The following is a 22,329-nucleotide window of genomic DNA, read 5'->3' as shown; positions in this document are numbered from 1 at the left end:
GGCTCATTGGATACACAGGATTTGGGACCGCTGCGCAGTCCTTCGCAGCTAAAGCAGCTCCTACCGGCACCGCGCTGCACTAGCCGCATCCGGCCCCCATCCCCCAGGTGCGATAGCCCGCCGTATCGATGTGGATCCGCCCCGTCGGGTAGCGCCCCAGGCCCATGTTCCAGGCTTGGCCATAGCGCTGCCAGAAGCGACACAGCGCTTGCGCGTCGGCCCCATCAGCCAGCAGAAGGTCGACGGCAAATGCCCGCATATGGGCACTGTTCGCCGCACCGCCAGCGCAGCGGTTGAGCAGTGGATCGCGATAGGCGGAGACCACTTCGAAGGCCCCGAGAATGCGCTCGTCACGCAGCAGGTCGAGCAGGCGCAGGGTGCTGCGAACATCCGCCCAATGCGACATCGGCGACACCGCGAAGGGCTCGGCGCGGCACTGGCGCCAGTCGCTGGCCGAACGCAGCAACTGGTGGATCGGCACCACGCCGTAGAGCCGGGCGTCCACCAGCATCTGGCGAAATGGCCGGGTATCGTGCTCGCCGCTCCACTGGGCGAACATCCACAGGTCGCGCTGGTCGGCCTGGCCTACCCCGGCGAACAGCATTGCAACCAGCGCCATCGCCCCTCTTCCCAGCACCATGGAAATTCCTCCAGTATGGCGAGCCTCCCATCCGCGGGGAGCATTCTGACAAGGAGTTAAGCATGCACAAGATTGCACCGATCGCACTGGGCCTGATCGCCCTCGGCGTTGGCAGCCAGGCAGTGGCCGACACCCGGGTCGAACTGGGCGACCAGGCGCGGGTGACCCGGCTGTTCGCCTATCCCAACAACTGCAGCGTGATCTGCTTTCGCGACTGGTCGCTGGAACAGACCGTCGAGCATTACCTGACCCAGAGCGTGCAGCGCGACGGCTATCCCGCCGCGACGGTGAAGGTCAGCCGCGACAACGACAGGTACCACGCCGATATCAGCGGCGTCCCAAACGACTACCACAAGCCCCTGACGGCACTGCTCGACGCCGGCGAACTGGCCTACAACGGCGCGAAGAAGCTCAATGCCGACGGCAAGTGGGCCTACGACTGGTACCTGTTCCTGCCCCTCGGCATGGCCCTGGAAAACCGCCGCAGCATCGAGCTGCTGCACTTCCCGCCGGATTACTCGCTGACCCAGGCCCAGGACTATCTGCGCTCCAACACCACCGACCGCTGGGCCAGCCTGCTGACCTTCAACGGCATCCCGGCCGAGCAGACCCCGGCCTACCAGACCATCGTCGATATCGCCCCGATCGCTGCCCCGGCCAGCGCCGGTTCGACCCTGGAAGGCACCTACGGCTACTTCCAGGATTACCAGGTGCGCATGGTCAAGGACGTCACCCTGACGTCGAAGGGCGAGTCGCTGCCGATGGTCGCCTTCGGCGCGCCAGTGCGCAGCTGGATCAAGCAGCAATACGGCGCCGACCTGAAGGTGCTGGGACTGGCGATCATCAGCCCGAGCACGGGGCAGAAGGTGCCCGTGGTGGGCTCCAACCATCCGAGTGCGATCTGGTATGCGGCGGATCCGGCCAACAACGGGGGTAGTCAGGAAAAGGCCGATGCGGCGGGCCTGAAGATGATGGGCCAGGATCTCAGCGCGGCGTGCTGGCAAGCGGGGATGGGGCGCAATCCTGCTGCCGATGCGCAACTGACCTTGAATGCCTGTACGCAGAAATGGCAGGTGACGGCGAAGAAGCAGACCTGCGAGCTGTTCTACCGGACGATTCGCGAGATGACGCCGGAGCAGGCGAGTGCGAAGTGCAATACCGGGGCGATGACCCGGGAGTTGAGGGAACTGCAGAAGCCAGCAGAGGAACTCTGAGTCACTCGGTCACTGTGGGAGCTGGCTTGCCAGCGATGAGGTCGGTGAATTCACCATCGCTATCGCTGGCAAGCCAGCTCCCACAGGTTCAGGCGGTGTCGCCGAAAGCCTTATTCCTGCGGCCGCAAACGGTACTGCGGCGGCAGTTGCTCAAGGCCGCTGATGGTCACGTCCAGGCTCTTCCAGCGACCATCCTGAATGCCGTAGATGCAGCCATGCACCGACAGCTCCTGGCCACGGTGCCAGGCGTTCTGGACGATGGTGGTGTGGCCGACGTTGGCTACCTGCTGGATCACGTTCAGCTCGCACATCCGGTCCACCCGCGCCTCTTCGTCGGGCAGTTTCGCCAGCTCGGCGCGGTGTTCGTAATACAGGTCGCGAATCGAACGCAGCCAGCCATCGATCAGGCCGAACTGGCGGTCCTGCATCGAGGCGCGCACGCCGCCGCAACCATAGTGGCCGGTGACCAGGATATGCCGCACCTTGAGCACATCCACCGCGTACTGGATCACCGACAGGCAATTCAGGTCGGTGTGCAGCACCACGTTGGCGACATTGCGGTGAACGAACAGGTCGCCCGGCAGCATGCCGACGATCTCGTTGGCCGGGACCCGCGCATCGGAGCAGCCGATCCAGAGGAATTCCGGGGTCTGCTGGCGGGCCAGCTTGGCGAAGAAGTCCGGGTCCTTCTGCTTGATGGCATCGGCCCAGCGCGCGTTGTTATCGATCAGTTCCTGCAGGTCGTGCATGTTCAGGCCTCATGGAGTGATGCGGTTCTTATGGTTATTCGATCAGGGTACAGGCCATCACCAGGGCGTCTTCACGGCCGCCGGCCACCGGGTAATAGTCACGGCGCCGACCGACCTCGTTGAAGCCGTAGCGCTCGTACAGGCGATAGGCCGACTGGTTGCTGGCGCGCACTTCGAGGAAGCACTCGCGGCCATTGAGCTCGTAGGCACGCTTCATCAGCTCTTCCAGCAGGCGCAGGCCGAGACCACGACCCTGGCTTTCCGGCTTGACCGTGATGTTGAGCAGGTGCGCTTCGTCGATGATCACCTGGATCACGCCGTGGCCGACCTGCTGCTGGCCTTCGAACATCAGCCAGATTTCATAGTTCTTCAGGCCGTCGAGGAAGATGCCGCGGGTCCAGGGATGACTGAAGGCGGCGTATTCGATCTTCAGCACGGCATCCAGATCCGCCTCGGTCATCCGGCGGAAACTGAGGGTGTCACTCATTGCTTGGCTTCCAGCGCGCCATCAGCCGGCGCATGGCTTTCCAGACGTCCGCCTTGCGTTGCGGCTCGTCCATCAACAATTCAAGACCGGGCAGCGCCCAGGCGCTGCCCAGGCCCTCGACCGGAAATTCCTGGTAGTACGCGGCTTCGTCGCGCTCGCCGGCATGGCGGATGGCCGGCAGGCCGACCAGCCACAGGCAGGCGGCCGGCTCGCGCTCCAGTTGCACCTGGGTGAAGCCGTGGACGAAGTCGCGGGCGGCGTCCGGCCCCTGGTCGAGGCTGCCCCGGACCAGCAGCGGCCAGCGGATCGGCTCGCCGAGGATCTGCGGGCTGTCGGGCAGGCCAGCGGCGCGCAGCATGTCCTTGAGCAGCAGATAGGAAGGGTCGCGGCTCTGGAACGGCTGGCCGGTAGCCAGCTCCACCAGCAGCAGGCAATTGCCGGCGCGCAGCAGTTGCAGGGCGAAACGCGGTGGTGGGGGGGCGACCACCTTGACCGGCGCGGGCTTGTCTTCCTCGGCCTCGACCGGCTTGCTGACCGCCTTGGCCGTGGCACCCGGGCGCGGAATCTCGATCTTCGGCCGCTCCGCCGGCTTGGCCACCGCCGGCGCGGCGGCCGGGGCGACGCGATCCGCGACCGGCGCGGGCGCTTCCTCCACCAGCGGTTCCAGCGGCAACAGCAGCTCCGGGCGCGACGGCGCGGCGAACGGCAGTTCGGTACGCGGCAGCCAGTGCACCACTTGCATGGCATTCAGGTAAGCGCGGCGGCGGGACTCGGTCAGCAAGGAAGTTCGGCCATCTGTGGATAAGTCAGGGCGCACATTCTAACGCCGTTGCGCGTGCGCCGCCGCAGTCGATCGCACAAATCCGCCGGACAACCGCTGCAAACGATCAAGGGTGAAACCATTCCCGTTCAATGCAGTACAATCCGGGGTTTTATTTGGCAGCGAGTCGACCCGCCAATGATCGAACCGAAACGCGTCCTGCGCGCCCTGGCCGAACACTGGAACCTGCTGGAACCTTTGTCGGAGCGCTTTGACGGCGGCACCCTGAGCCTGGGCGAACTGCGCCAGCAACTGGCCGCCCAGCAGCTGGAAAGCACGCCGCAGGACATCACCGCCCTGCTCGACGTGTGGATCCGCCTGGATATCCTGGTCCCGGTGGCAAAAAGCCCGAACCGCTTCGAGCTGAACGCGCAGATCCACGATTTCCTCGCCTACCTGCGCCGCGAGCACCGCCTCGGCCTGTGCCTGGAGATCGAAGCCTACCTGCGCCACCTGGAGCGCCTGGCCGGGCATATCCAGGACGCCTTCGACATTCGCGACGGCCATGACCTGGCCCGCCAGTTGCGCCTGCTCGACATGCGCGTGCGCGACGTGCTGAAGAAGCTCGACAACGACGAACAGGCGCTGATCGGCGTGGCCGAGCGGGCCAAGACCAGCGACCGGCAGATCCCGCTGCGCCAGCGCTATGCCGAGGTGCTGGCGACCTGGGACGAATACGTCGAGCCGATGATCCAGCTGGTCAACGCCGACGGCGCCTTCGAACAGGGCGTGCGCAAGGTCGAGACCGTGCTGCTGCGCCTGCTCAGCGAACAGGCGCGGCTCGGTCAACTGGTCGACGACGACATGCTGCTGCGCACCCACGCGCGCATCCTCGAAATGCAGACCAGCGCCCAGCTGACCCTGCGCCATGCCCGCGAACTGCTGCTGCCGCTGCGTGAAGAAGCGCGCCGGCACAACGCCGTGACCCGCGGCGCCGCCCTGGCCCTGTCGGTGATCCGGCGCAAGGGCATCGACGCCGTGCCGCAGGCGGCCATGCCGCTGTTCACCCGGCCGCAGAGCACCTTCCTCGGCAGCGCCAGCCAGGTCGAGGCCTATGTCTACGCCCTGGCCCGCTTCGAACCGAAGCCGGCGCAGTTCCCCAAGGCGCACAAGACCCAGAAAGGTGCGCCAACCCAGGCCCCGCGCACGGTCAAGGAAATGCTCGAGCGCTGCGAGGACGCCCTGCCCCTGCCGGACCTGATGGTCTGGCTGCTGGAGCAGGAACCGGAAGGCGCCACCGACGAACTGCTGTACTGGTTCTCGCGACTCTCGCGGGAAAAACGCTTCAACCGCGAACGCCTCGACCGCCGCGAGTACTCCACCCGCGAACACCTGGTCAGCCTGCGCTCCTTCGCCCTGAAATCCAGCCGCGAAACCGCGCCCGAACTTTCGCCCGAACCTGCTGCGAGCCCTACCCATGCATCTTGATCTTTCCGAACTGTCCCAGCTCGCACCGATCTTCCGCGAGCTGTTCAAGGGCTTCCATATCAGCCGGCGCGACCCGGAGCTGTACACCCAGCTGTCGAACTTCCAGGACCAGTACCGCGGCCTGTTCAAGGCCCTCGGCTTCGAGCTGGTCTGCGATACCCGCGGTTTCTACTACTTCGTCCCCGAGCAGGCCGCCGCCCAGGTCAACAAGACCGCGCAGCGCCTGTCGCTGTTCACCTTCATCCTGGTCGAGCACCTCGCCGACCAGGGCCGCGACCCGATGTCGGTACTGGATGGCGGCAGCCTCGGCCGTGACGAGCTGCCGTCGATGCTCGACAAGTACCGCGACCTGTTCCTCCAGGCCGAGGTGCAGACCCCGGACGAGCTGGAAGAAAAGATCATGCGCCGCATGACCCAGCTCGGCTTCGCCCACGAGGAAAACGGCATCTACCGCTTCCTGCCGCCGATGCACCGCTTCCTCGACGTGTGCCTGTCGGTCCAGCAGGACCGCGACCTGGCCGCCAGCCTGCACAGCAACCTGCCGCTGCCGACCCCGGTGCTGGTGGAAGAGGAAAGCCCGGAAGAACTCAACCGCACCGACGACCCGCTGGACCTGGCGCCCTTCGCCGAGGAAAGCGAAGAAGAGGCCCTGGCCCGGGCCATCGCCGAAGAGCAACAGGAGATTGACGCATGAGCCAGGAACGCTACGGCATCCGCCGTTTCGCATTGCTCAACACCGCCGGCTACAGCCTCGGCCTGTTCCCCCTGGAACACCCGCTGTCGGTCTACGGCGCCAACAACCTGGGCAAGAGTGCCTCGATCAACGCCCTGCAGTTCCCGATTCTGGCGCGCATGTCGGACATGAGCTTCGGCAAGTACAGCCTGGAGCAGTCGCGGCGCTTCTACTTCGCCAGCGACACCAGCTACATCCTCTGCGAGGTCAACCTGCCCCACGGCCCGCACGTGATCGGCGTGGTCGGGCGCGGCCCGGGCGGCGGCTTCGGCCACCAGTTCTTCGCCTACGCCGGCGAGCTGGACCTGGCCCACTACCAGAAGAACGACACCTGCCTGCGCCAGAAAGAACTGTTCAGCAACCTCGAGCGCAACGGCCTGAAGGCCTACGAACTCAAGCCTGACGAACTGCGCCGGCTGCTGGTCGGCGGGCACACCTCGATCCCGCTGGACCTGACCCTGATCCCGCTGCGCTCCACCAGCGAACAGAGCCTGAAGACCTTCCGCGCCCTGTTCATCAACCTGCTGCACATGCGCGAGATCACCGCGGCCAAGCTCAAGCAGCTGTTCCTCGATGCCTTCGAGCACAGCCTGCGCTCCGGCAGCGTCGACTACATCGCCGCCTGCGACGAAGCCTTCCGCGACGTGCGGCGGATGGAGCAGGACTACAACTCGCTGGTCGCCGCCGGGCCGCTGGTCGAAGCGCTGGCCAACGGCGTGGCCCAGCGCGACATCCTGCGCGGCAAGCTGCATCGCCTGTCGCCGCTGCTCGACTCGCTGCTGGGTACCTGGCAGGACTACTCCGGCGCGCGCAAGGAGGAGCTGGTCATCCAGGCCGAGCACTACCGCAACGAACAGGATTCGCTGCAGAACGACCAGCGCAACGGCACCCAGGAGCTGATGCGCCTGGAGCGCGAGATCAGCGGGATCCAGCGCTGGCTCGGCGAGCTGTCGGTGCTGAAGAACCGCTTCGCCCTGGTCGACGATGTGAAGGTGCTGGAACAGCAACTGCTGGCGGCCAAGGACGCCCACGACGAACTGGCCGGCGCCCTGGCGCAGTCCCGTCAGTTCAGCGCCGAAGACCTCGACGAGCGCGTGCGCGAGCTGGAAAAACGCCTGAAGTCGGTGAAGCAGCAACTGGACCATGCCGACAACAACAGCTATGCCCGCCTGCGCGAAGAGTTCTCGCAGCAGGATGTCGAGCGCCTGATGCGCCTGTTCAACGGCGCGCTGTTCAGCCTGCCGCTGGGCGAACGCGGCATCGAACTGGATGAAAGCGACGTCTGGATCAAGACCCTCGAAGCCCTGCTGGACGGCTTCAAGGGCGAGCGCTTCGAAGTGCCGGGGATCTCCGTCGACCTCTCGCATATCGAGCCCCCTGCCCTGCAGGCCCTGGCCGACCGCGCCGCCCTGCGCGACCAGAAGGAGCGTCTGGAGAAGGAGCTCAAGCAGCTCAAGACCCAGCAATCCGTGGCCGCCGACCGCGCCGCCAGCAAGACCCAGACCGAAACCCTGTACCAGCAGGTACTGGATGCGCAGAAGGCCCTGGAAGACTTCCGCCGCAGCCAGACCCTGAGCGCCGAGGAAGGCGAGAAGCTGGAGCAACTGGCCCAGTTCGAAGCCGCCCAGGACGAGCTCAAGCGCTCCAGCGACGCCTTCACCGAGCGCGTCCAGCAACTGTCCGCCAAGCTGCAACTGGTGGGCCGGCAGATCGCCGACATGGAAGCCAAGCAGCGCACCCTCGACGACGCCCTGCGCCGCCGCCAACTGCTGCCGGCAGACCTGCCGTTCGGTACGCCATTCATGGAGCCGGTGGACGACTCCATGGACAACCTGCTGCCGCTGCTCAACGACTACCAGGACAGCTGGCAGGGCCTGCTGCGGGTCGACAACCAGATCGAGGCGCTGTACGCCCAGGTGCGCCTCAAGGGCGTGGCCAAGTTCGACAGCGAAGACGACATGGAACGCCGCCTGCAACTGCTGATCAACGCCTACGCGCACCGTACCGACGAAGCCCTGACCCTGGGCAAGGCGCGCCGCGCGGCGGTCACCGACATCGCCCGGACCCTGCGCAACATCCGTAGCGACTACGACAGCCTCGAACACCAGCTGGCCCTGTTCAACCGCGAGATCAACCGCCGCCAGGTGTCCAACCTGCAAAGCTTCCGCATCGTCCTCGCGCCGAACAAGGAAGCGCTCAAGCACATCGACCAGATCATCCACAGCGCCGGCCAGTACGAGGAAGGCGAGACCCTGTCGGTGTTCGACCTGAGCCAGAGCGCCGAGCAGGACAACAAGAACGAGGAAGCCAAGGAATACCTCGCTCGCCTGGTGGCTGCCAACCACAACCAGTTGGGCCTGAAGGACCTGTTCGAACTGGCCTTCGAGATCACCAAGGTGCATGGCCAGCCGGTGATCCACACCGACATCGACGGTGCGGCGTCCAACGGCACCACCATGACCATCAAGGCGCTGACCAACATGTACCTGTTGCTGCACCTGATGGACCGCGACCTGGCCGGGCGCGTGCGCCTGCCGTACTACCTCGACGAAGCGGCGGACATCGACGAACGCAACCAGGCGGCACTGCTGGAAACCAGCCTGCAACTGGGCTTCGTGCCGATCCTGGCGAGCGTGAAGCCACAGGTGTCGGCGCGGGTGGCGATCGACCTCGAAGGCGGCAGCGGACCGAACGGGATCTACATCGACGAGGCGGACTGGAAATACATCAGTCGGCGGGATGTGGAGAAGGCGGTGGTGCGGGAGGAAGAGGAAGAGACGTCGGCCTGAGAGTGAGATGGGGCCTTCAGGGCCTCATCGCCGGCAACGCCGGCTCCCACAGGTTTCGAGGTTGACACTGAACCTGTGGGAGCCGGCGTTGCCGGCGATAGGGCCCGAGAGCCCCTGAAAATTTCAGACTCTGGTCACTTGGCCCAGGGCAGAATCGGAATCGCCGTCACCGCGTTCTGCGGGCTGCCTTCGATGATCCGGTCGCTGTACACCAGGTAAACCAGGGTGTTGCGTGTTTTGTCGAAGAAGCGCACTACCTGCATGGTCTTGAACACCAGCGAGGTACGCTCCTTGAACACTTCCTCGCCATCCTTGAGCGTGCCCTTGAATTCAATCGGCCCGACCTGGCGGCAGGCGATGGAGGCTTCGGCACGGTCCTCGGCCAGGCCCAGGCCACCTTTCACGCCGCCGGTCTTGGCCCGCGACAGGTAGCAGGTCACGCCCGAGACCTTGGGATCGTCGAAGGCCTCGACGACGATCTTGTCATTGGGCCCCAACATCTTGAACACCGTGGATACCTCACCCACCACTTCCGCCGAGGCCAGCATCGGCAACGCCAGCAAAGCGGCGGCAAACAGTCCCTTGAACACGTGGATCTCTCCTCAGACCAGAATCAGGTTGTCGCGGTGCACCAGCTCCGGCTCGGCGCTGTAGCCCAGCAGGCTTTCGATGGCATCCGACGGCTGGCCGATGATTTTCTGTGCTTCCAGGGCGCTGTAGTTGGCCAGGCCACGGGCCACTTCGGCACCGTCCGGACCGACGCAGACCACCATCTCGCCACGGCGGAAACTGCCTTGTACGGTCTTCACGCCCACTGGCAGCAGGCTCTTGTTGGCACCACGCAGCGCCTGCACGGCGCCGGCGTCCAGCACCAGGGTGCCGCGGGTCTGCAGGTGGCCAGCCAGCCATTGCTTGCGCGCGGCGAGCATGCCGCGCTCCGGCGACAGCAGGGTGCCGATGCGCTCGCCGGCCTTGAGGCGGTCCAGCACGCGCTCGATACGCCCACCGATGATGATGGTGTGGGCACCGGAACGGGCCGCCAGACGGGCTGCGCGCAGCTTGGTCTGCATGCCGCCACGACCCAGGGCGCCGCCGGTACCGCCAGCCACGGCGTCCAGCGCCGGATCGTCGGCACGGGCTTCGTAGATCAGCTGGGCTTCGGGGTTGTTGCGCGGGTCGGCGTCGAACATGCCGTCGCGGTCGGTGAGGATCACCAGCAGGTCGGCTTCGACCAGGTTGGCCACCAGAGCCGCCAGGGTGTCGTTGTCGCCAAAGCGGATCTCGTCGGTGACCACGGTGTCGTTCTCGTTGATCACCGGTACCACGCCCAGCTCCACCAGGGTGCGCAGGGTGCTGCGAGCGTTGAGGTAACGCTTGCGGTCGGACAGGTCGTCGTGGGTCAGGAGAATCTGCGCGGTGTGCTTGCCGTGCTCGGCGAAGCTCGATTCCCAGGCCTGCACCAGGCCCATCTGGCCGATGGAAGCAGCTGCCTGCAACTCGTTCATCGCACTCGGTCGCTTGGTCCAGCCCAGACGGCTCATGCCGGCAGCCACGGCCCCGGAGGAGACCAGCACCAACTCGACGCCTGCTTCACGCAGGGCCACCATCTGCTCAACCCAGACACCCATCGCCGCGCGATCCAGGCCCTTGCCATCTGCCGTCAGCAGGGCACTGCCAATCTTCACGACCCAGCGCTGGGCACCTGTCACCTTGCTCCGCATCTTCTTCCAACCTATCGATCTGTGTGGATTCTGTAGATTTTGTAGATAACAAAACGCCGCTTGAAAAAGCGGCGTTCAGTGTACTGCAACGGATCAGTCGCGCACGTAAATGATTTCCGGACCGTCTTCGTCGTCCTCTTCGCCCCAGAAGTCATCATCGTCATCGCTGGCATCGGCCACGCTCTTGACGCCGGTGCGGCGCAAGGTGCGGGCATCGTCCAGGGCCTGCAGCTGAGCGCGGGCCTCGTCTTCGATGCGCTGGTCGAGGTCGGCCAGTTCGGCAGCGTAGGCCGGGTCGGCGGCCAGGCGGTCGGCGCGGTCTTCGAGGTAGCGCATCAGGTCGTGGCTGATCTGCTCGGTGCCCTGGCGGGAGATCGCCGAGATCAGGTAGACCGGGCCTTCCCATTGCAGGCGATCGACCACTTCCTTGACCCGGGCTTCACGCTCGTCTTCCGGGATCATGTCCGACTTGTTCAGCACCAGCCAGCGCTCGCGCTCGCACAGCGACGGGCTGAAGCGCTCCAGCTCGTTGACGATCACTTCAGCGGCATCGGCCGGGCTGCTTTCGTCCAGCGGCGCCAGGTCGACCAAGTGCAGCAGCACGCGGGTACGAGCCAGGTGCTTGAGGAAGCGGATACCCAGGCCGGCACCGTCGGAAGCGCCTTCGATCAGGCCGGGAATGTCGGCGATGACGAAGCTTTTCCAGCGGTCGACGCTGACCACGCCCAGGTTCGGCACCAGGGTGGTGAACGGGTAGTCGGCGACCTTCGGCTTGGCGGCGGAAACGGCACGGATGAAGGTGCTCTTGCCAGCGTTTGGCAGGCCCAGCAGACCGACGTCGGCGAGGACTTTCATTTCCAGCTTGAGGTCACGCTGCTCGCCCGGCTTGCCTGGGGTGGTCTGGCGTGGCGCACGGTTGGTACTGGACTTGAAACGGGTGTTGCCCAGGCCGTGCCAGCCGCCCTGCACCACCATCAGTTTCTGACCGGCCTTGACCAGGTCGCCGATGATTTCCTGGGTGCTGGCGTCGATCACGGTGGTGCCCACCGGAACACGCAGGATCAGGTCTTCACCCTTCTTGCCGGTGCAGTCGGTGCTGCCACCGTTTGCGCCACGCTCGGCTTCGAAATGACGGGTGTAGCGGTAGTCGACCAGGGTGTTGAGGTTTTCGTCGGCGACCATGTAGATCGAACCGCCATCACCACCGTCACCACCGTTGGGACCACCGTTCTCGATGAATTTTTCGCGGCGGAAGGCCATGCAACCGTTCCCGCCATCACCGGCTTTGACCCGGATCGATACTTCGTCAACAAACTTCATTCAAAACCGCCTCTCGTCAGATCGACGAGCTGAGTGACCAGATACGTAAGGCTCTTGCAAAAATGAGCGCGGCTAACCCGTCATGCGAATACAGCGCCGGCAGCCCATGCGGACAGCTTTGCAAGAGACTCACTCCATAAACGAAAAAGCCCCGTCGCAAGACAGGGCTTCTCCAGCGATCGCACGATTACTCGGCGACAACGCTCACGTAACGACGACCGAAGGCGCCTTTTACTTCGAACTTGATCTTGCCAGCGATCTTGGCGAACAAGGTGTGATCCTTGCCCATGCCAACGCCGTAGCCAGCGTGGAACTGGGTGCCGCGCTGACGGACGATGATGTTGCCTGGAACGATAGCCTGGCCGCCATACATCTTCACGCCAAGGCGTTTGGCTTCTGAGTCGCGACCGTTACGGGTACTACCACCAGCTTTTTTGTGTGCCATGAGTTCAATTCTCCTGAAGGGGGATTAGGCTGGAAATTAAGCCTGAATACCGGTGATTTTGATCTCGGTGAACCACTGGCGGTGGCCCATACGCTTCATGTGGTGCTTACGGCGGCGGAACTTGATGATGCGCACTTTGTCGTGACGACCTTGGGAGATCACTTCAGCAACAACTTTTGCACCAGCAACGACTGGAGCGCCGATGTTCACGTCGTCGCCATTGGCAACCAGCAGAACGCGGTCGAAAGTAACGGATTCGCCGGTAGCGACTTCCAGTTTTTCGATCTTCAGGTATTCACCTTCGGCGACTTTGTACTGCTTGCCACCGGTAACAATTACTGCGTAAGACATTGGGTATTTCTCCGATAATCCTGCTCACCCAGCGCTTTATAGGAAGAGTATTGGCTGGCATGGCTGCACGAGGCTGGAACGGCCCGGTGCAATTGCGTAAGGCAGGTGCTGCCCAGGAAGTAGGGTGCGCGATTGTACGCAAGCCAACCAGCCCTTGCAAGTGGCGCCCCGGGCCGCCGGGCCGGGCGCCTTGACAGGCCGGGACCCGCAACCTAGCATGCCGCGCAACCTATATGGAGCACCTGTGGCCGATGCAACCCCAAGCTTTCTACCGCGCGGTAGCGGACGATTTCAGCGCCGTTGACGAGATCATCAAGAAACAGCTGACTTCCCGCGTTCCGCTGGTATCGAAAATCGGCGACTACATTACCTCGGCCGGCGGCAAGCGTCTGCGTCCGCTGCTGGTACTGCTCTGCGGCAAGGCCCTGGGCCGCGAAGGCGACGACCTGCGCCTGCTGGCCGCCACCATCGAATTCCTCCACACCGCCACCCTGCTGCATGACGACGTGGTCGACATGTCCGGCATGCGCCGCGGCCGCTCCACCGCCAATGCCCTGTGGGGCAACGCACCGAGCGTACTGGTGGGCGACTTCCTTTATTCCCGCTCCTTCGAAATGATGGTCGAGCTGGGCTCGATGCCGGTCATGCAGATCCTCTCCAAGGCCACCCGGGTCATCGCCGAAGGCGAAGTGCTGCAGCTGTCGCGGATTCGCGATGCCAGCACCACCGAAGAGATCTACATGGACGTCATCCGCGGCAAGACCGCGATGCTGTTCGAAGCCTCGACCCACAGCGCCGCCGCCCTGGCCGGTGCCAGCGAAGAACAGCGCGAGGCCCTGCGCACCTTCGGCGACCATCTGGGCGTGGCCTTCCAGCTGGTCGACGACCTGCTCGACTACAAGGGCGATGCGCAGACCCTGGGCAAGAACGTCGGCGACGACCTGGCCGAAGGCAAGCCGACCCTGCCGCTGATCTACACCATGCGCGAAGGCACCCCGGAACAGGCCGCACTGGTCCGCCAGGCGATCCAGAAAGGCGGGATCGAAGACCTGGAACGCATCCGCGAAGCCGTGGAAGCCTCGGGCTCCCTGGACTACACCGCCAACCTGGCCCGCGACTACGTCGCCCGCGCCATTGCCTGCCTCGAAGTGCTGCCGGCCAGCGAATACCGCGATGCGCTGGTTGAACTCAGCGAATTCGCCGTCGCCCGCACCCACTGATCGACCCCGCCCGGCCCGTCGCTCGACGGGCCTGATTTTCCTCTGTCGGACAAAACCCTATACAATGTGGGTTTTCTGCACGCACGACCCGAGGAAATTTAGTGAGCACCTTGCCACCCTGCCCCAAATGCAATTCCGAATACACCTATGAAGACGGCGCTCAACTGATCTGCCCCGAGTGCGCCCACGAGTGGTCGGCCAGCGGCGACGCCGAGGCGGCCAACGATGACGTGGTGAAGAAGGACGCGGTCGGCAACGTCCTGCAGGACGGCGACACCATCACCGTGATCAAGGACCTGAAGGTCAAGGGCACCTCGCTGGTGGTCAAGGTCGGCACCAAGGTCAAGAACATCCGCCTGTGCGACGGCGACCACGATATCGACTGCAAGATCGACGGCATCGGCCCGATGAAGCTGAAGTCGGAGTTCGTCCGCAAGGTCTGATTTCCCGCCTGATTCCAGGTGCGCGCTGCGACACGGGCGCGCACCTCGGCAGAAAATGCAAATTATTCCCAATTGTCACTTGCTATTCTGATAATAAGAATTATTCTCACTGAACGCTTTCAAGGAGAATAGCCATGACTTATCTGATCGACGCCTGGCTTGACCGCCCCCACCCCTACCTGCGCATCCTCCACCGCGAGACCGGCGAAGTCTGTGCCGTGCTCGAAGAAGCGGCACTGGACGAACTGCGCGACCAGGGCGACCTGGACCTGAATGGTTTGAATTCGAGTGAGCCGATCGTGCTCAAGGAACTGGTGAGGAACCTGTTCCTGTTCTGCTATGCCCGGGCGTTGCGCCCGAACACCCCGCATACGGGGTTCTAGCTGATTTCTTTACTGTCTTTAAGGCCTCATCGCCGGCAACGCCGGCTCCCACAGGTTGGCGGTGCACGCGATCCTTGTGGGAGCTGGCGTTGCCAGCGATGAGGCTTGAAGCCTTACAGAACGTCCAGCAGCTCGACGTCGAACACCAGCACGCTGTGCGGCGGGATGCTGCCGACGCCCTGGGCGCCGTAGGCCAGCTCGCTTGGCACGTACAGGCGCCATTTGCTGCCGGCATTCATCAGTTGCAGGGCTTCGGTCCAGCCAGCGATCACGCCACCAACCGGGAATTCGGCCGGCTGGCCACGATCGTAGGAGCTGTCGAAGACAGTGCCGTCGATCAGGGTGCCGTGGTAGTGGGTACGCACGTTGTCTTCACGAGTCGGCTTGGCGCCTTCGCCAGCGGTCAGCACTTCGTACTGCAGGCCGGAGGCCAGGGTGGTGATGCCTTCGCGCTTGGCGTTCTCGACCAGGAATTCCTTGCCGGCAGCAGCAGCGGCTTCAGCCTTGGCAGCCTGCTGGGCCTGCATGACTTCGCGGATCACACGGAAGCTGGCCGACAGGTCTTCTTCGCTGACGCGGCTTTCAGCGCCATTGAAGGCGTCGGTCAGGCCGGCCAGGATGGCATCCAGGCTCACACCCGGTGGCGGGTTGTCGCGCAGTTGACCGCCCAGTTGGCGGCCGATGCCGTAGCTGACGCGGGTTTCGTCGGTAGACAGGTTGATTTCGGACATTCGCTTGCTCCGCAGCAGGGCGCTTGACGACCGCGCCCTTTATGAAAAGGGCTCGCAGCCTAGCACACTGCGGCGAAGCGAATCAGCTACCTGGGGGAACGGCTGGACAGCGGCACCTTGAGGTCTTCCTCGACGACACTGGCCATCCCGCACATTTCGTCCTGCACCGACCAATGCACCAGGTGCATGCGCATCGCCGGCAGGCCGTCGAGCAGGTTATGCGCCTCCTCCACCGAATGCACTTTCAGGCGTCCGCCACGGACGTCGGTGAGCGCATGGGCGTGCCCGTGGGAGCGGGCCTCCAGCAAATAGTCGCCCCCTTCGATGGCGATCAGGTTGAGCTCGTCGATACGGCCCGCGCGGGCCTGGGTGTTCAGTTCGTGCAGGTTCATGGGCATACCTCGCAACGTTGACTGCTCATTTTTCGTACAGCCGGTTACAAAGCACAAGGCAGAAACGCAACCGCCCGTCCGTTTTGCAACGGACGGGCGGTCGATGAAGCGGGCGGAACCGCGATCAGTGCTTGGTGACCTTGTCCAGGTAACCCATGGCAAAGGCCGAGACCACGAAGGTCATGTGGATGATCACGTACCACATCAGGTAGTTGGAGGCGATGTTCTGCGCATCCATGAAAACCCGCAGCAGGTGGATCGAGGAGATCGCCACGATCGACGCCGCGACCTTCATCTTCAGCGAAGAGGAGTCCATCTTGCCCAGCCAGCTGAGCTTTTCCTTGTCTTCGTCGATGTCCAGTTGCGAGACGAAGTTCTCGTAGCCGGAGATCATCACCATCACCAGCAGGCCGCCGACCAGGGCCATGTCGATCAGCGACAGCAGCACCAGGATCAGGTCGGCCTCGGCCAGGGCAAAGACGTTTGGCAGAACGTGGAAGATTTCCTGGAAGAACTTCAGCGCCAGCGCCAGCAAGCCCAGCGACAATCCAAAGTAGATCGGTGCGAGCAGCCAGCGCGAGGCGTACATCGCATTTTCGATAAAGCGTTCCATTGAGCTAGTCACCTGAAGGCGGGGAAAATCGGGCGGGAGTATATCAGCCGAACGTGTAGGAAAAAGCCCGCGACGCGCTGCCGCAGGCGGCAAGGAAAGGTATCAGGCGCGCACTTCAGTGATGCGCGTGACCGTTTACCCGGCGCAACTGCGCCTGCAGGTGCACGCTCCAGATCTGCGGATCATCGGCCAGCTGATAACCGTGGAGGGTCAGGCTGTCGACGATGGCGTTGAGCACCGACTCGGCCACGAACGGTCCATGGAACGGCCCCTGGGCCTTGATCGCGGAAGGTTGTTCGCCGGCCATTCCGGCGGCGAAGAGGAGTGTCCACATGCCGTTGTCACCGGACAGGGGACGAATGCTGCACTCGATGCGGGTCACCAGACCCAGGCATTGGCGGGTAAGGCTGAGGCTGCGCGGCATGGCGACGACCCTCGGAAGAACCTCGTTCAGCCTTCGACAAGGCTGTTTCCATCCTGTACCGACGACTATCCATGCTTTGAAGGATAGAAGAAAACCGGCCGGCACAAGCTGCCGGGGCCGAACGGGCGCCGAATGGTCATGCCACCCCGGCGCCCGCCATCACAGGGTCAGGCCGGCTTCACTTCGGCAAGCGCCTGTTCCGCCTGCTCTTTTTCCGCCTCCTTGAAGTCTTCCTCGCTGATCATCTCGGCGATCACCCGCAGGCGCTCCACCACCCGGGCGTTGACGCTGCCCTCGGGGAACTGGCCGTCGGCATCCGGCGCACCGGCCGGCTCGCCCACCAGCAGGCTCAGCGCCTCGTCGGCCTGGCTGACCGCATAGACATGGAACTGCCCTGCGCGCACGGCCTGCAGCACGCGCTCGTCGAGCATCAGGGTCGAGACGTTGGCCTTGGGAATGATCGCCCCCTGCTCACCGGTCAGCCCGCGCGCTTCGCAGAGGCGGAAGAAGCCCTCGATCTTCTCGTTGACCCCGCCCACCGCCTGCACTTCACCGAACTGGTTGATCGAGCCGGTGATGGCGAAGCACTGCTTGAGCGGCGTTTTCGACAAGGCCGAGATCAGCGTGCAGGCCTCGCCGAGGGACGCGCTGTCGCCGTCGACATAGCCGTAGGACTGCTCCAGGGCGATGCTCGCCGAAATCGCCAGAGGGAATTCCTGGGCATACCGGCTGCCCAGGTAACCGGTGAGGATCATCACCCCCTTGGAGTGGATCGGCTGACCGAGGTTGACCTCGCGCTCGATATCGACGATGCCGCTGCCGCCCGGGTACACCGTGGCGGAAATCCGCGCCGGCACGCCGAAGGCGGAGTCGCCCACTTCCAGCACGGTCAGCCCGTTGCACTTGCCGACCGCAGCGCCCTCGGTGTCGATCAGGATGATCCCGGCGAGCATGTCGTCGAGAATCCGCGCCGATACCCGCCCGGTGCGCGTGGCCTTGGCCTTGAGCGCACGCTCGATATGGCCGACATCGGTCATTTCATCGTTGGCCAGGTGACGGATGAAATCCGCCTCGCTGACCAACTGGAACAGATCGCCGATCCGCGCCGACAGGCGCTTCTGGTTTTCCGCCAGGCGCGCGCTGTAGGTGGCCAGGCGCGCCACCGCATCGGCGGTCAGCGGTGCCATGCCTTCCTCGCTGGTGCGGGTTTTCAGCAACTGGGCGAACTGCTCCAGGCTCTCGTCGTGCATCGGGATCTCTTCATCGAAATCCACCAGCACGCGGAACATCTCCTGGAAGTCCGGATCGTGGTCCTGCAGCGCGTAGTAGAGCTGGCGGGCGCCGATAATGACGACCTTGACCTGCAACGGAATCATCTGCGGCGTCAGGGTCACGGTGGCGATGCGCCCCAGCTCGCCCAGGGGCGATTCCATCTTCAGCTTGCGCGATTGCAGGGCGCGCTTGAGTGCGTCCCAGACGAAGGGCTCGCCGAGCATCTTCTCCGCTTCGAGAATCAGGAAGCCGCCATTGGCGCGGTGCAGCGCACCCGGGCGCAGTTGCCGGTAGTTGGTGTACAGCGCGCCCTGGTCGGTGCTGTATTCGATCCGGCCAAAGAGGTTGTCGTAGGTCGGGTGCGGCTCGAACACCACCGGTGCGCCGCCATTGACGGCGTGACCGACCACCAGGCTCGGCGACAGCTGCTCTTCGAGCATCTTGCGCGCCACGGCGTCGACCTTGCTGTCATCCACCAGCTGCTCGACCACGGTGCGCAGCAGGTGGACCTGCACGGCCTGCAGGTAGGCGCATACCGCAGCGTTTTCCGAGTACTTCTCGGAGAGCGGGCCGAGCAGCGGTTGCAGGGCCAGGGTGATGGTTTCTTCGTTGAGCTGGCGCAGTTGGTTGTTCGACTCGCGCTTCCACTGCGGCAGGCTGGCCAGTTCCTCGTTCAGGCGCTCTTCAAGATCGGCGATGTCCTGGTGGAAGCGCTCGCGCTCGGCCTCCGGCAACTGGGCGAATTCGGCCTCGTCGAGGGCCTTGCCGTCGCTCATCGGGGTGAAGGCGACGTTGCTGCTGTCGCGGTACAGGGCCACGTCCTTTTCCAGCGAAGCCCGCTCGATCACATCGAGGGCACGGTCGTAACGCTGGTTGAAGGCGCGGTCGATGGCGCTCTTCTTCTGCTGGTAGGACGGGTGCTCGAACACCGCCGGGAAGGTCACCACCAGGTTGTCGATCAGGCTGCCGATGTCGGCGATGAAGGTACTCGCGCTGCCCGGTGGCAGCTCCACCGCACGCGGCTCGCGCGGCTCGTCGAAATTGTTGACGTAGACCCAGTCGGACGGGGTCTGCAGGCGCTTGCCTTCGGCTTTCAGGTAGCGTTTGACGAACGAGAAGCGGCCGGTCCCCGGCTCGCCCATGACGAATACGTTGTATCCCGGACGCGGCATGGCGACGCCGAACTGCAGGGCTTCGACTGCACGCTCCTGGCCTAGTACACCGCGAAATGGCTCCAGATCATTGGTTGTGGAAAAAGCGAACTGTTCAGCGGAAAACGGCCGGGTCAGGGCTTCGGGCGCAAGACGCAGGCTCGCAGCGACAGGATCGGGCATCGGGCTTCCTTACTTCGGCGGGGCAGATGACGGCATTCTGGCGCTGCCCGCGCCCGTGTTGCAAGGCTCTCGGCGCAATTGCCTACAAGGTGGAAAAACGTGATGGATCGCCTATGTGAAAGCAATATTTCGCAATTAATCACGGAACCGTTGAATCGTGCCTAAGCTCTACACTGCGCGGCCCGGTAGATAACCGGACCGGATCCGGCAGCTACCTCTGAAGCATGCCGGACAACCCTGACCTTTGGTTTGCACATCAAAAAAGAGAACAAAGCTATGAAACGGATTCTTCTGGGTACTCTGTTCACCGCGGTTTCGATCAACGCCATGGCCCAGGCGCCCGGCGGTCCGGACTGCGGTTGGGGCAACATGCTGTTCGAAGGGCAACGCGGTACGCCTGCCCACTTCCTCGCTTCCACCACCAACGGCACCTCGGGCAACGCCACCTTCGGCATGACCTCGGGCACCAACGGCTGCTCGACCAACGCTGCGCTGACCTACGGCGGCAAATCCTGGCTCGCCATGAACGGCATGATGAACGAGCTCTCCGAAGACATGGCCAAGGGCCAGGGCGAAGCCCTGACCACCTACGCCGTGGTTCTTGGCGTAGCCCCTGAAGACCGCGCGCACTTCGCCGCCGTCACCCACCAGCACTTCTCGGAAATCTTCAAGACCGCGGACACCACCGCTGAAGACGTCCACACCAACACCCTCGCCATCCTCAAGTCGGATGCTCGCCTGGCCAAGTACGCTACCCCGGCCTGAATCTGACCTGGTGTCACCCCGCCCCGGGGACGGGGCGGGTTGCTGCATCGCTCCCATCGGCTTCATTCGAGAAGTAGTCGCCCGACATGCTCAAACGCCTCGCCTACCTGGCGCTCTGTGCCTGTGCCCCGTTGCACGCCGCACCTTTCATGGACGAATCGCGCTTGCAGCGCCTGGCCGCCGATCCCTACTGGATCGCCCTGGGCCACTACGAGACGGGCAAGCTCGGCGGCTGGCGCAGCTATGTCGACGACGAGCGCTTCTTTCTCGCCGATGACGGCGCGCACCACCCGGACCGCGAACTGGCCGCCACCGTAAAGGCGCTGTACGAGCCAGCCAGCAAGGGCGACCAGCATGCCCAGTGCGTCTACCCCGCCCGTACCCGCTGGCTGCGCGAGCAACTGCACCTGACCGATCTGCCGACACCCGACTGCATCGAATACCGCGAGTGGTTCCAGGACGTGGCGCCACACAGCGCGGTGCTGATCTTCCCGGCCGCCTACCTGAACAGCCCGTCGTCGATGTTCGGCCACACCCTGCTGCGTATCGACCAGGCCGACGTGCAAAGCAACCAGACCGCCCTGCTCAGCTACGCGGTCAATTTCGGTGCCTATATCGAAGGCAACGACAACAGCATTCTCTACGCCTGGAAGGGCCTGATGGGCGGCTATCCGGGCCTGTTCGCCTTCGTCCCCTACCAGGAAAAGCTCTCCGAATACCGCAGCCTGGAAAACCGCGACCTGTGGGAATACCAGTTGAACCTCACGCCCGAGGAAACCGGGCGCATGGTCGAGCACATCTGGGAGCTCAAGCAGATCCGCTTCGACTATTTCTTCTTCGATGAAAACTGCTCCTACCGTTTGCTGGAACTGCTCCAGGTGGCTCGGCCAAGCCTGGACCTGACCTCGCACTTCCCGCTCACCGCCATTCCCACCGACACGGTCAAGGCGGTAAAGAACGCCGGGCTGGTGGAACGGGTGGACTACCGTCCGTCGCGGGAACGCGAGTTGCTGGCCCGCGCCGAGCCGCTGGACAAGGCCGAGCAGCAACAGGTGCTGGCGCTGGCCGCCGATACCAGCAAGCTGCAAAGTCCTGAATTCACCGCCCTGCCCGCGCCGCGCCAGGCCCTGGTGCAGGACGCCGCCTACCGTCTCGAGCGCTATCGCGCCACCGGCCAGGAGCGCGACCCGGAGCAGGCCCGGCGCAGCTTCGAACTGCTGCGGGCAATCAACCGCAACCCGCCGCCGCCATTGGACATCGAGCGTCCCGGCCTGCCGGAGAACGGCCATGAGTCGCGCACCTGGCAACTCGGCGTCGGCACCCGCGAGGACCGCGCCTTCGCCGAATATGGCCTGCGCATGGCCTACCACGACCTCAACGACAACGCCTACGGCTTCCCGCTGGGCGCACAGATCGAGATTCTCCAGCTCAAGCTGCGCCAGTACGAAGGTAATGACTGGCAGGTGCAGCGCCTGGACCTGGCGACCATACGCTCGCTGACCCCGCGCAACGACCTGCTCAAGCCGTGGTCATGGCAGGTGGCTGGCGGCCTGGAACGAGTGCCCGGAAAGCATGATGACGAGGTGCTGGTCAGCCATGTCAACGGCGGCGCCGGCGGCACCTGGAAGCTGGGCGACGACCTGCTCGGCTTCGCCCTGGGCACGGTGCGGGTCGAGCATCACAACGATTTCGCCCAGTTCATCGCCCCGGCGGCCGGGTTCAATACCGGAGTGCTGTGGCGCAACGGCCTGGGCAACCTGAGCCTGGAGGCCAAGGGCGATTACTTCATCAACGGCGAAGTGCGGCGCAGCCTGAGCCTGAACCAGCAATGGGAGCTGAGCGACAGCCTGGGACTGCGGTTGAGTGCCAAGCGCGAGTTCAGCCAATTGGCGACGGCGCAGAACGAGGTGATGCTGGAACTCAAGTGGTACAACTATTGATGTTGCGTTGGTGGGCCTCATCGCTGCATGGGTATCTACACATTTCTATCAGGTACAACACGGACCTTGTGGGAGCGGCTGTTAGCCGCGATCGGCGGCGAAGCCGTCGTAAAAC

At 64.0% G+C, this 22,329-nt stretch carries 23 protein-coding genes; 9 read left to right on the top strand and 14 right to left on the bottom strand.

Annotated features, from left to right (window positions below; translation table 11 throughout):
- Positions 1-79: 79 nt before the first annotated feature.
- On the bottom strand, positions 80-640 hold the full coding sequence (locus tag ACODSK_RS11405; protein ID WP_489016046.1) for a D-Ala-D-Ala carboxypeptidase family metallohydrolase: 561 nt from the start codon (positions 638-640) through the stop codon (positions 80-82).
- 62 nt (positions 641-702) lie between these two features.
- Here ACODSK_RS11405 and ACODSK_RS11400 point away from each other — a divergent pair, with 62 nt between their 5' ends.
- Entirely contained in the window at positions 703-1,854 is a 1,152-nt protein-coding gene (locus ACODSK_RS11400; RefSeq protein ID WP_489016044.1) for a hypothetical protein, read from the top strand.
- A gap of 110 nt (positions 1,855-1,964) precedes the next feature.
- On the opposite strand, the gene can is transcribed toward ACODSK_RS11400, so the two are convergent.
- The 3 genes from can to ACODSK_RS11385 are packed head-to-tail and all read right to left on the bottom strand — an operon-like array spanning position 1,965 to position 3,871.
- Positions 1,965-2,603, bottom strand: a complete 639-nt coding sequence (gene can / locus ACODSK_RS11395; protein WP_489016043.1) for a carbonate dehydratase — start codon at positions 2,601-2,603, stop codon at positions 1,965-1,967.
- Positions 2,604-2,637: 34 nt separating this feature from the next.
- Complete coding sequence (gene rimI / locus ACODSK_RS11390) at positions 2,638-3,090, bottom strand: ribosomal protein S18-alanine N-acetyltransferase (RefSeq protein ID WP_489016041.1); 453 nt, start codon at positions 3,088-3,090, stop codon at positions 2,638-2,640.
- Entirely contained in the window at positions 3,083-3,871 is a 789-nt protein-coding gene (locus tag ACODSK_RS11385) for an energy transducer TonB (RefSeq protein WP_489016039.1), read from the bottom strand. The genes rimI and ACODSK_RS11385 overlap by 8 nt, the downstream gene beginning before the upstream one ends.
- 177 nt (positions 3,872-4,048) lie before the next feature.
- Between ACODSK_RS11385 and mksB the strand changes: the two genes are divergently transcribed.
- Genes mksB through mksF form a run of 3 tightly spaced genes read left to right on the top strand, consistent with a single transcriptional unit; the run spans position 4,049 to position 8,860 of the window.
- Positions 4,049-5,338 carry an Mks condensin complex protein MksB gene (gene mksB, locus ACODSK_RS11380; RefSeq protein ID WP_489016038.1) on the top strand — a complete coding sequence of 430 codons (1,290 nt, stop codon included), beginning with the start codon at positions 4,049-4,051 and terminating at the stop codon, positions 5,336-5,338.
- Positions 5,328-6,032 carry an Mks condensin complex protein MksE gene (mksE, locus tag ACODSK_RS11375; protein ID WP_489016036.1) on the top strand — a complete coding sequence of 235 codons (705 nt, stop codon included), beginning with the start codon at positions 5,328-5,330 and terminating at the stop codon, positions 6,030-6,032. Before mksB ends, mksE begins: the two co-directional genes overlap by 11 nt.
- Positions 6,029-8,860 carry an Mks condensin complex protein MksF gene (gene mksF / locus ACODSK_RS11370; protein WP_489016034.1) on the top strand — a complete coding sequence of 944 codons (2,832 nt, stop codon included), beginning with the start codon at positions 6,029-6,031 and terminating at the stop codon, positions 8,858-8,860. The genes mksE and mksF overlap by 4 nt, the downstream gene beginning before the upstream one ends.
- Before the next feature lie 134 nt (positions 8,861-8,994).
- Here mksF and ACODSK_RS11365 read toward each other — a convergent pair whose 3' ends face one another.
- The 5 genes from ACODSK_RS11365 to rplU form a co-directional block, all read right to left on the bottom strand.
- Complete coding sequence (locus ACODSK_RS11365) at positions 8,995-9,408, bottom strand: CreA family protein (RefSeq protein WP_489016169.1); 414 nt, start codon at positions 9,406-9,408, stop codon at positions 8,995-8,997.
- 54 nt (positions 9,409-9,462) lie between these two features.
- Complete coding sequence (gene proB, locus ACODSK_RS11360) at positions 9,463-10,581, bottom strand: glutamate 5-kinase (RefSeq protein WP_489016033.1); 1,119 nt, start codon at positions 10,579-10,581, stop codon at positions 9,463-9,465.
- 93 nt (positions 10,582-10,674) lie between these two features.
- Positions 10,675-11,901 carry an Obg family GTPase CgtA gene (cgtA, locus tag ACODSK_RS11355; protein WP_489016031.1) on the bottom strand — a complete coding sequence of 409 codons (1,227 nt, stop codon included), beginning with the start codon at positions 11,899-11,901 and terminating at the stop codon, positions 10,675-10,677.
- Between the two features lie 187 nt (positions 11,902-12,088).
- Positions 12,089-12,346: a 50S ribosomal protein L27 gene (gene rpmA / locus ACODSK_RS11350; protein WP_009398991.1), complete on the bottom strand. Its 258-nt coding sequence runs from the start codon at positions 12,344-12,346 to the stop codon at positions 12,089-12,091.
- A 36-nt stretch (positions 12,347-12,382) separates the two neighbouring features.
- Entirely contained in the window at positions 12,383-12,697 is a 315-nt protein-coding gene (rplU, locus tag ACODSK_RS11345; RefSeq protein WP_009398990.1) for a 50S ribosomal protein L21, read from the bottom strand.
- A 251-nt stretch (positions 12,698-12,948) separates the two neighbouring features.
- On the opposite strand from rplU, the gene ACODSK_RS11340 reads away from it, so the two are divergent.
- The 3 genes from ACODSK_RS11340 (at position 12,949) to ACODSK_RS11330 (ending at position 14,743) form a co-directional block, all read left to right on the top strand.
- Positions 12,949-13,917, top strand: a complete 969-nt coding sequence (locus ACODSK_RS11340) for a polyprenyl synthetase family protein (RefSeq protein ID WP_489016029.1) — start codon at positions 12,949-12,951, stop codon at positions 13,915-13,917.
- Positions 13,918-14,018: 101 nt separating this feature from the next.
- The gene (locus tag ACODSK_RS11335) at positions 14,019-14,360 is read left to right on the top strand and encodes a zinc ribbon domain-containing protein YjdM (protein ID WP_075801500.1); all 342 of its coding nucleotides are present in this window, start codon (positions 14,019-14,021) and stop codon (positions 14,358-14,360) included.
- A 134-nt stretch (positions 14,361-14,494) separates the two neighbouring features.
- Positions 14,495-14,743 carry a PA4570 family protein gene (locus ACODSK_RS11330; RefSeq protein WP_489016027.1) on the top strand — a complete coding sequence of 83 codons (249 nt, stop codon included), beginning with the start codon at positions 14,495-14,497 and terminating at the stop codon, positions 14,741-14,743.
- Positions 14,744-14,856: 113 nt separating this feature from the next.
- On the opposite strand, the gene bamJ is transcribed toward ACODSK_RS11330, so the two are convergent.
- The 5 genes from bamJ to ACODSK_RS11305 all read right to left on the bottom strand — a co-directional run bounded on the left by bamJ (position 14,857) and on the right by ACODSK_RS11305 (position 19,509).
- The gene (gene bamJ, locus ACODSK_RS11325) at positions 14,857-15,474 is read right to left on the bottom strand and encodes a BamJ family beta-barrel-assembly machinery protein (RefSeq protein WP_489016026.1); all 618 of its coding nucleotides are present in this window, start codon (positions 15,472-15,474) and stop codon (positions 14,857-14,859) included.
- An 86-nt stretch (positions 15,475-15,560) separates the two neighbouring features.
- A complete protein-coding gene (locus tag ACODSK_RS11320; RefSeq protein WP_489016025.1) occupies positions 15,561-15,866 on the bottom strand; it encodes a DUF6482 family protein in 306 nt (101 codons plus the stop codon).
- A 124-nt stretch (positions 15,867-15,990) separates the two neighbouring features.
- Positions 15,991-16,479, bottom strand: a complete 489-nt coding sequence (locus tag ACODSK_RS11315; protein ID WP_075801504.1) for a TIGR00645 family protein — start codon at positions 16,477-16,479, stop codon at positions 15,991-15,993.
- A gap of 115 nt (positions 16,480-16,594) precedes the next feature.
- Positions 16,595-16,903 (bottom strand): PA4575 family protein, encoded by a 309-nt coding sequence (locus tag ACODSK_RS11310; RefSeq protein WP_489016024.1) that lies wholly within the window; start codon positions 16,901-16,903, stop codon positions 16,595-16,597.
- 167 nt (positions 16,904-17,070) lie between these two features.
- Positions 17,071-19,509, bottom strand: a complete 2,439-nt coding sequence (locus ACODSK_RS11305; protein ID WP_489016022.1) for a Lon protease family protein — start codon at positions 19,507-19,509, stop codon at positions 17,071-17,073.
- 276 nt (positions 19,510-19,785) lie between these two features.
- Here ACODSK_RS11305 and ACODSK_RS11300 point away from each other — a divergent pair, with 276 nt between their 5' ends.
- Together ACODSK_RS11300 and ACODSK_RS11295 are read left to right on the top strand one after the other, a co-directional pair.
- Positions 19,786-20,274: a DUF3015 domain-containing protein gene (locus ACODSK_RS11300; RefSeq protein ID WP_489016020.1), complete on the top strand. Its 489-nt coding sequence runs from the start codon at positions 19,786-19,788 to the stop codon at positions 20,272-20,274.
- A gap of 86 nt (positions 20,275-20,360) precedes the next feature.
- Positions 20,361-22,214: an Lnb N-terminal periplasmic domain-containing protein gene (locus ACODSK_RS11295; protein ID WP_489016019.1), complete on the top strand. Its 1,854-nt coding sequence runs from the start codon at positions 20,361-20,363 to the stop codon at positions 22,212-22,214.
- Positions 22,215-22,329: the final 115 nt, after the last annotated feature.

The organism is Pseudomonas sp. FG98 (assembly GCF_057808595.1).
The sequence above is the reverse complement of the archived record's forward strand: the minus strand, read 5'-3'. Positions and strand labels throughout refer to the sequence as shown.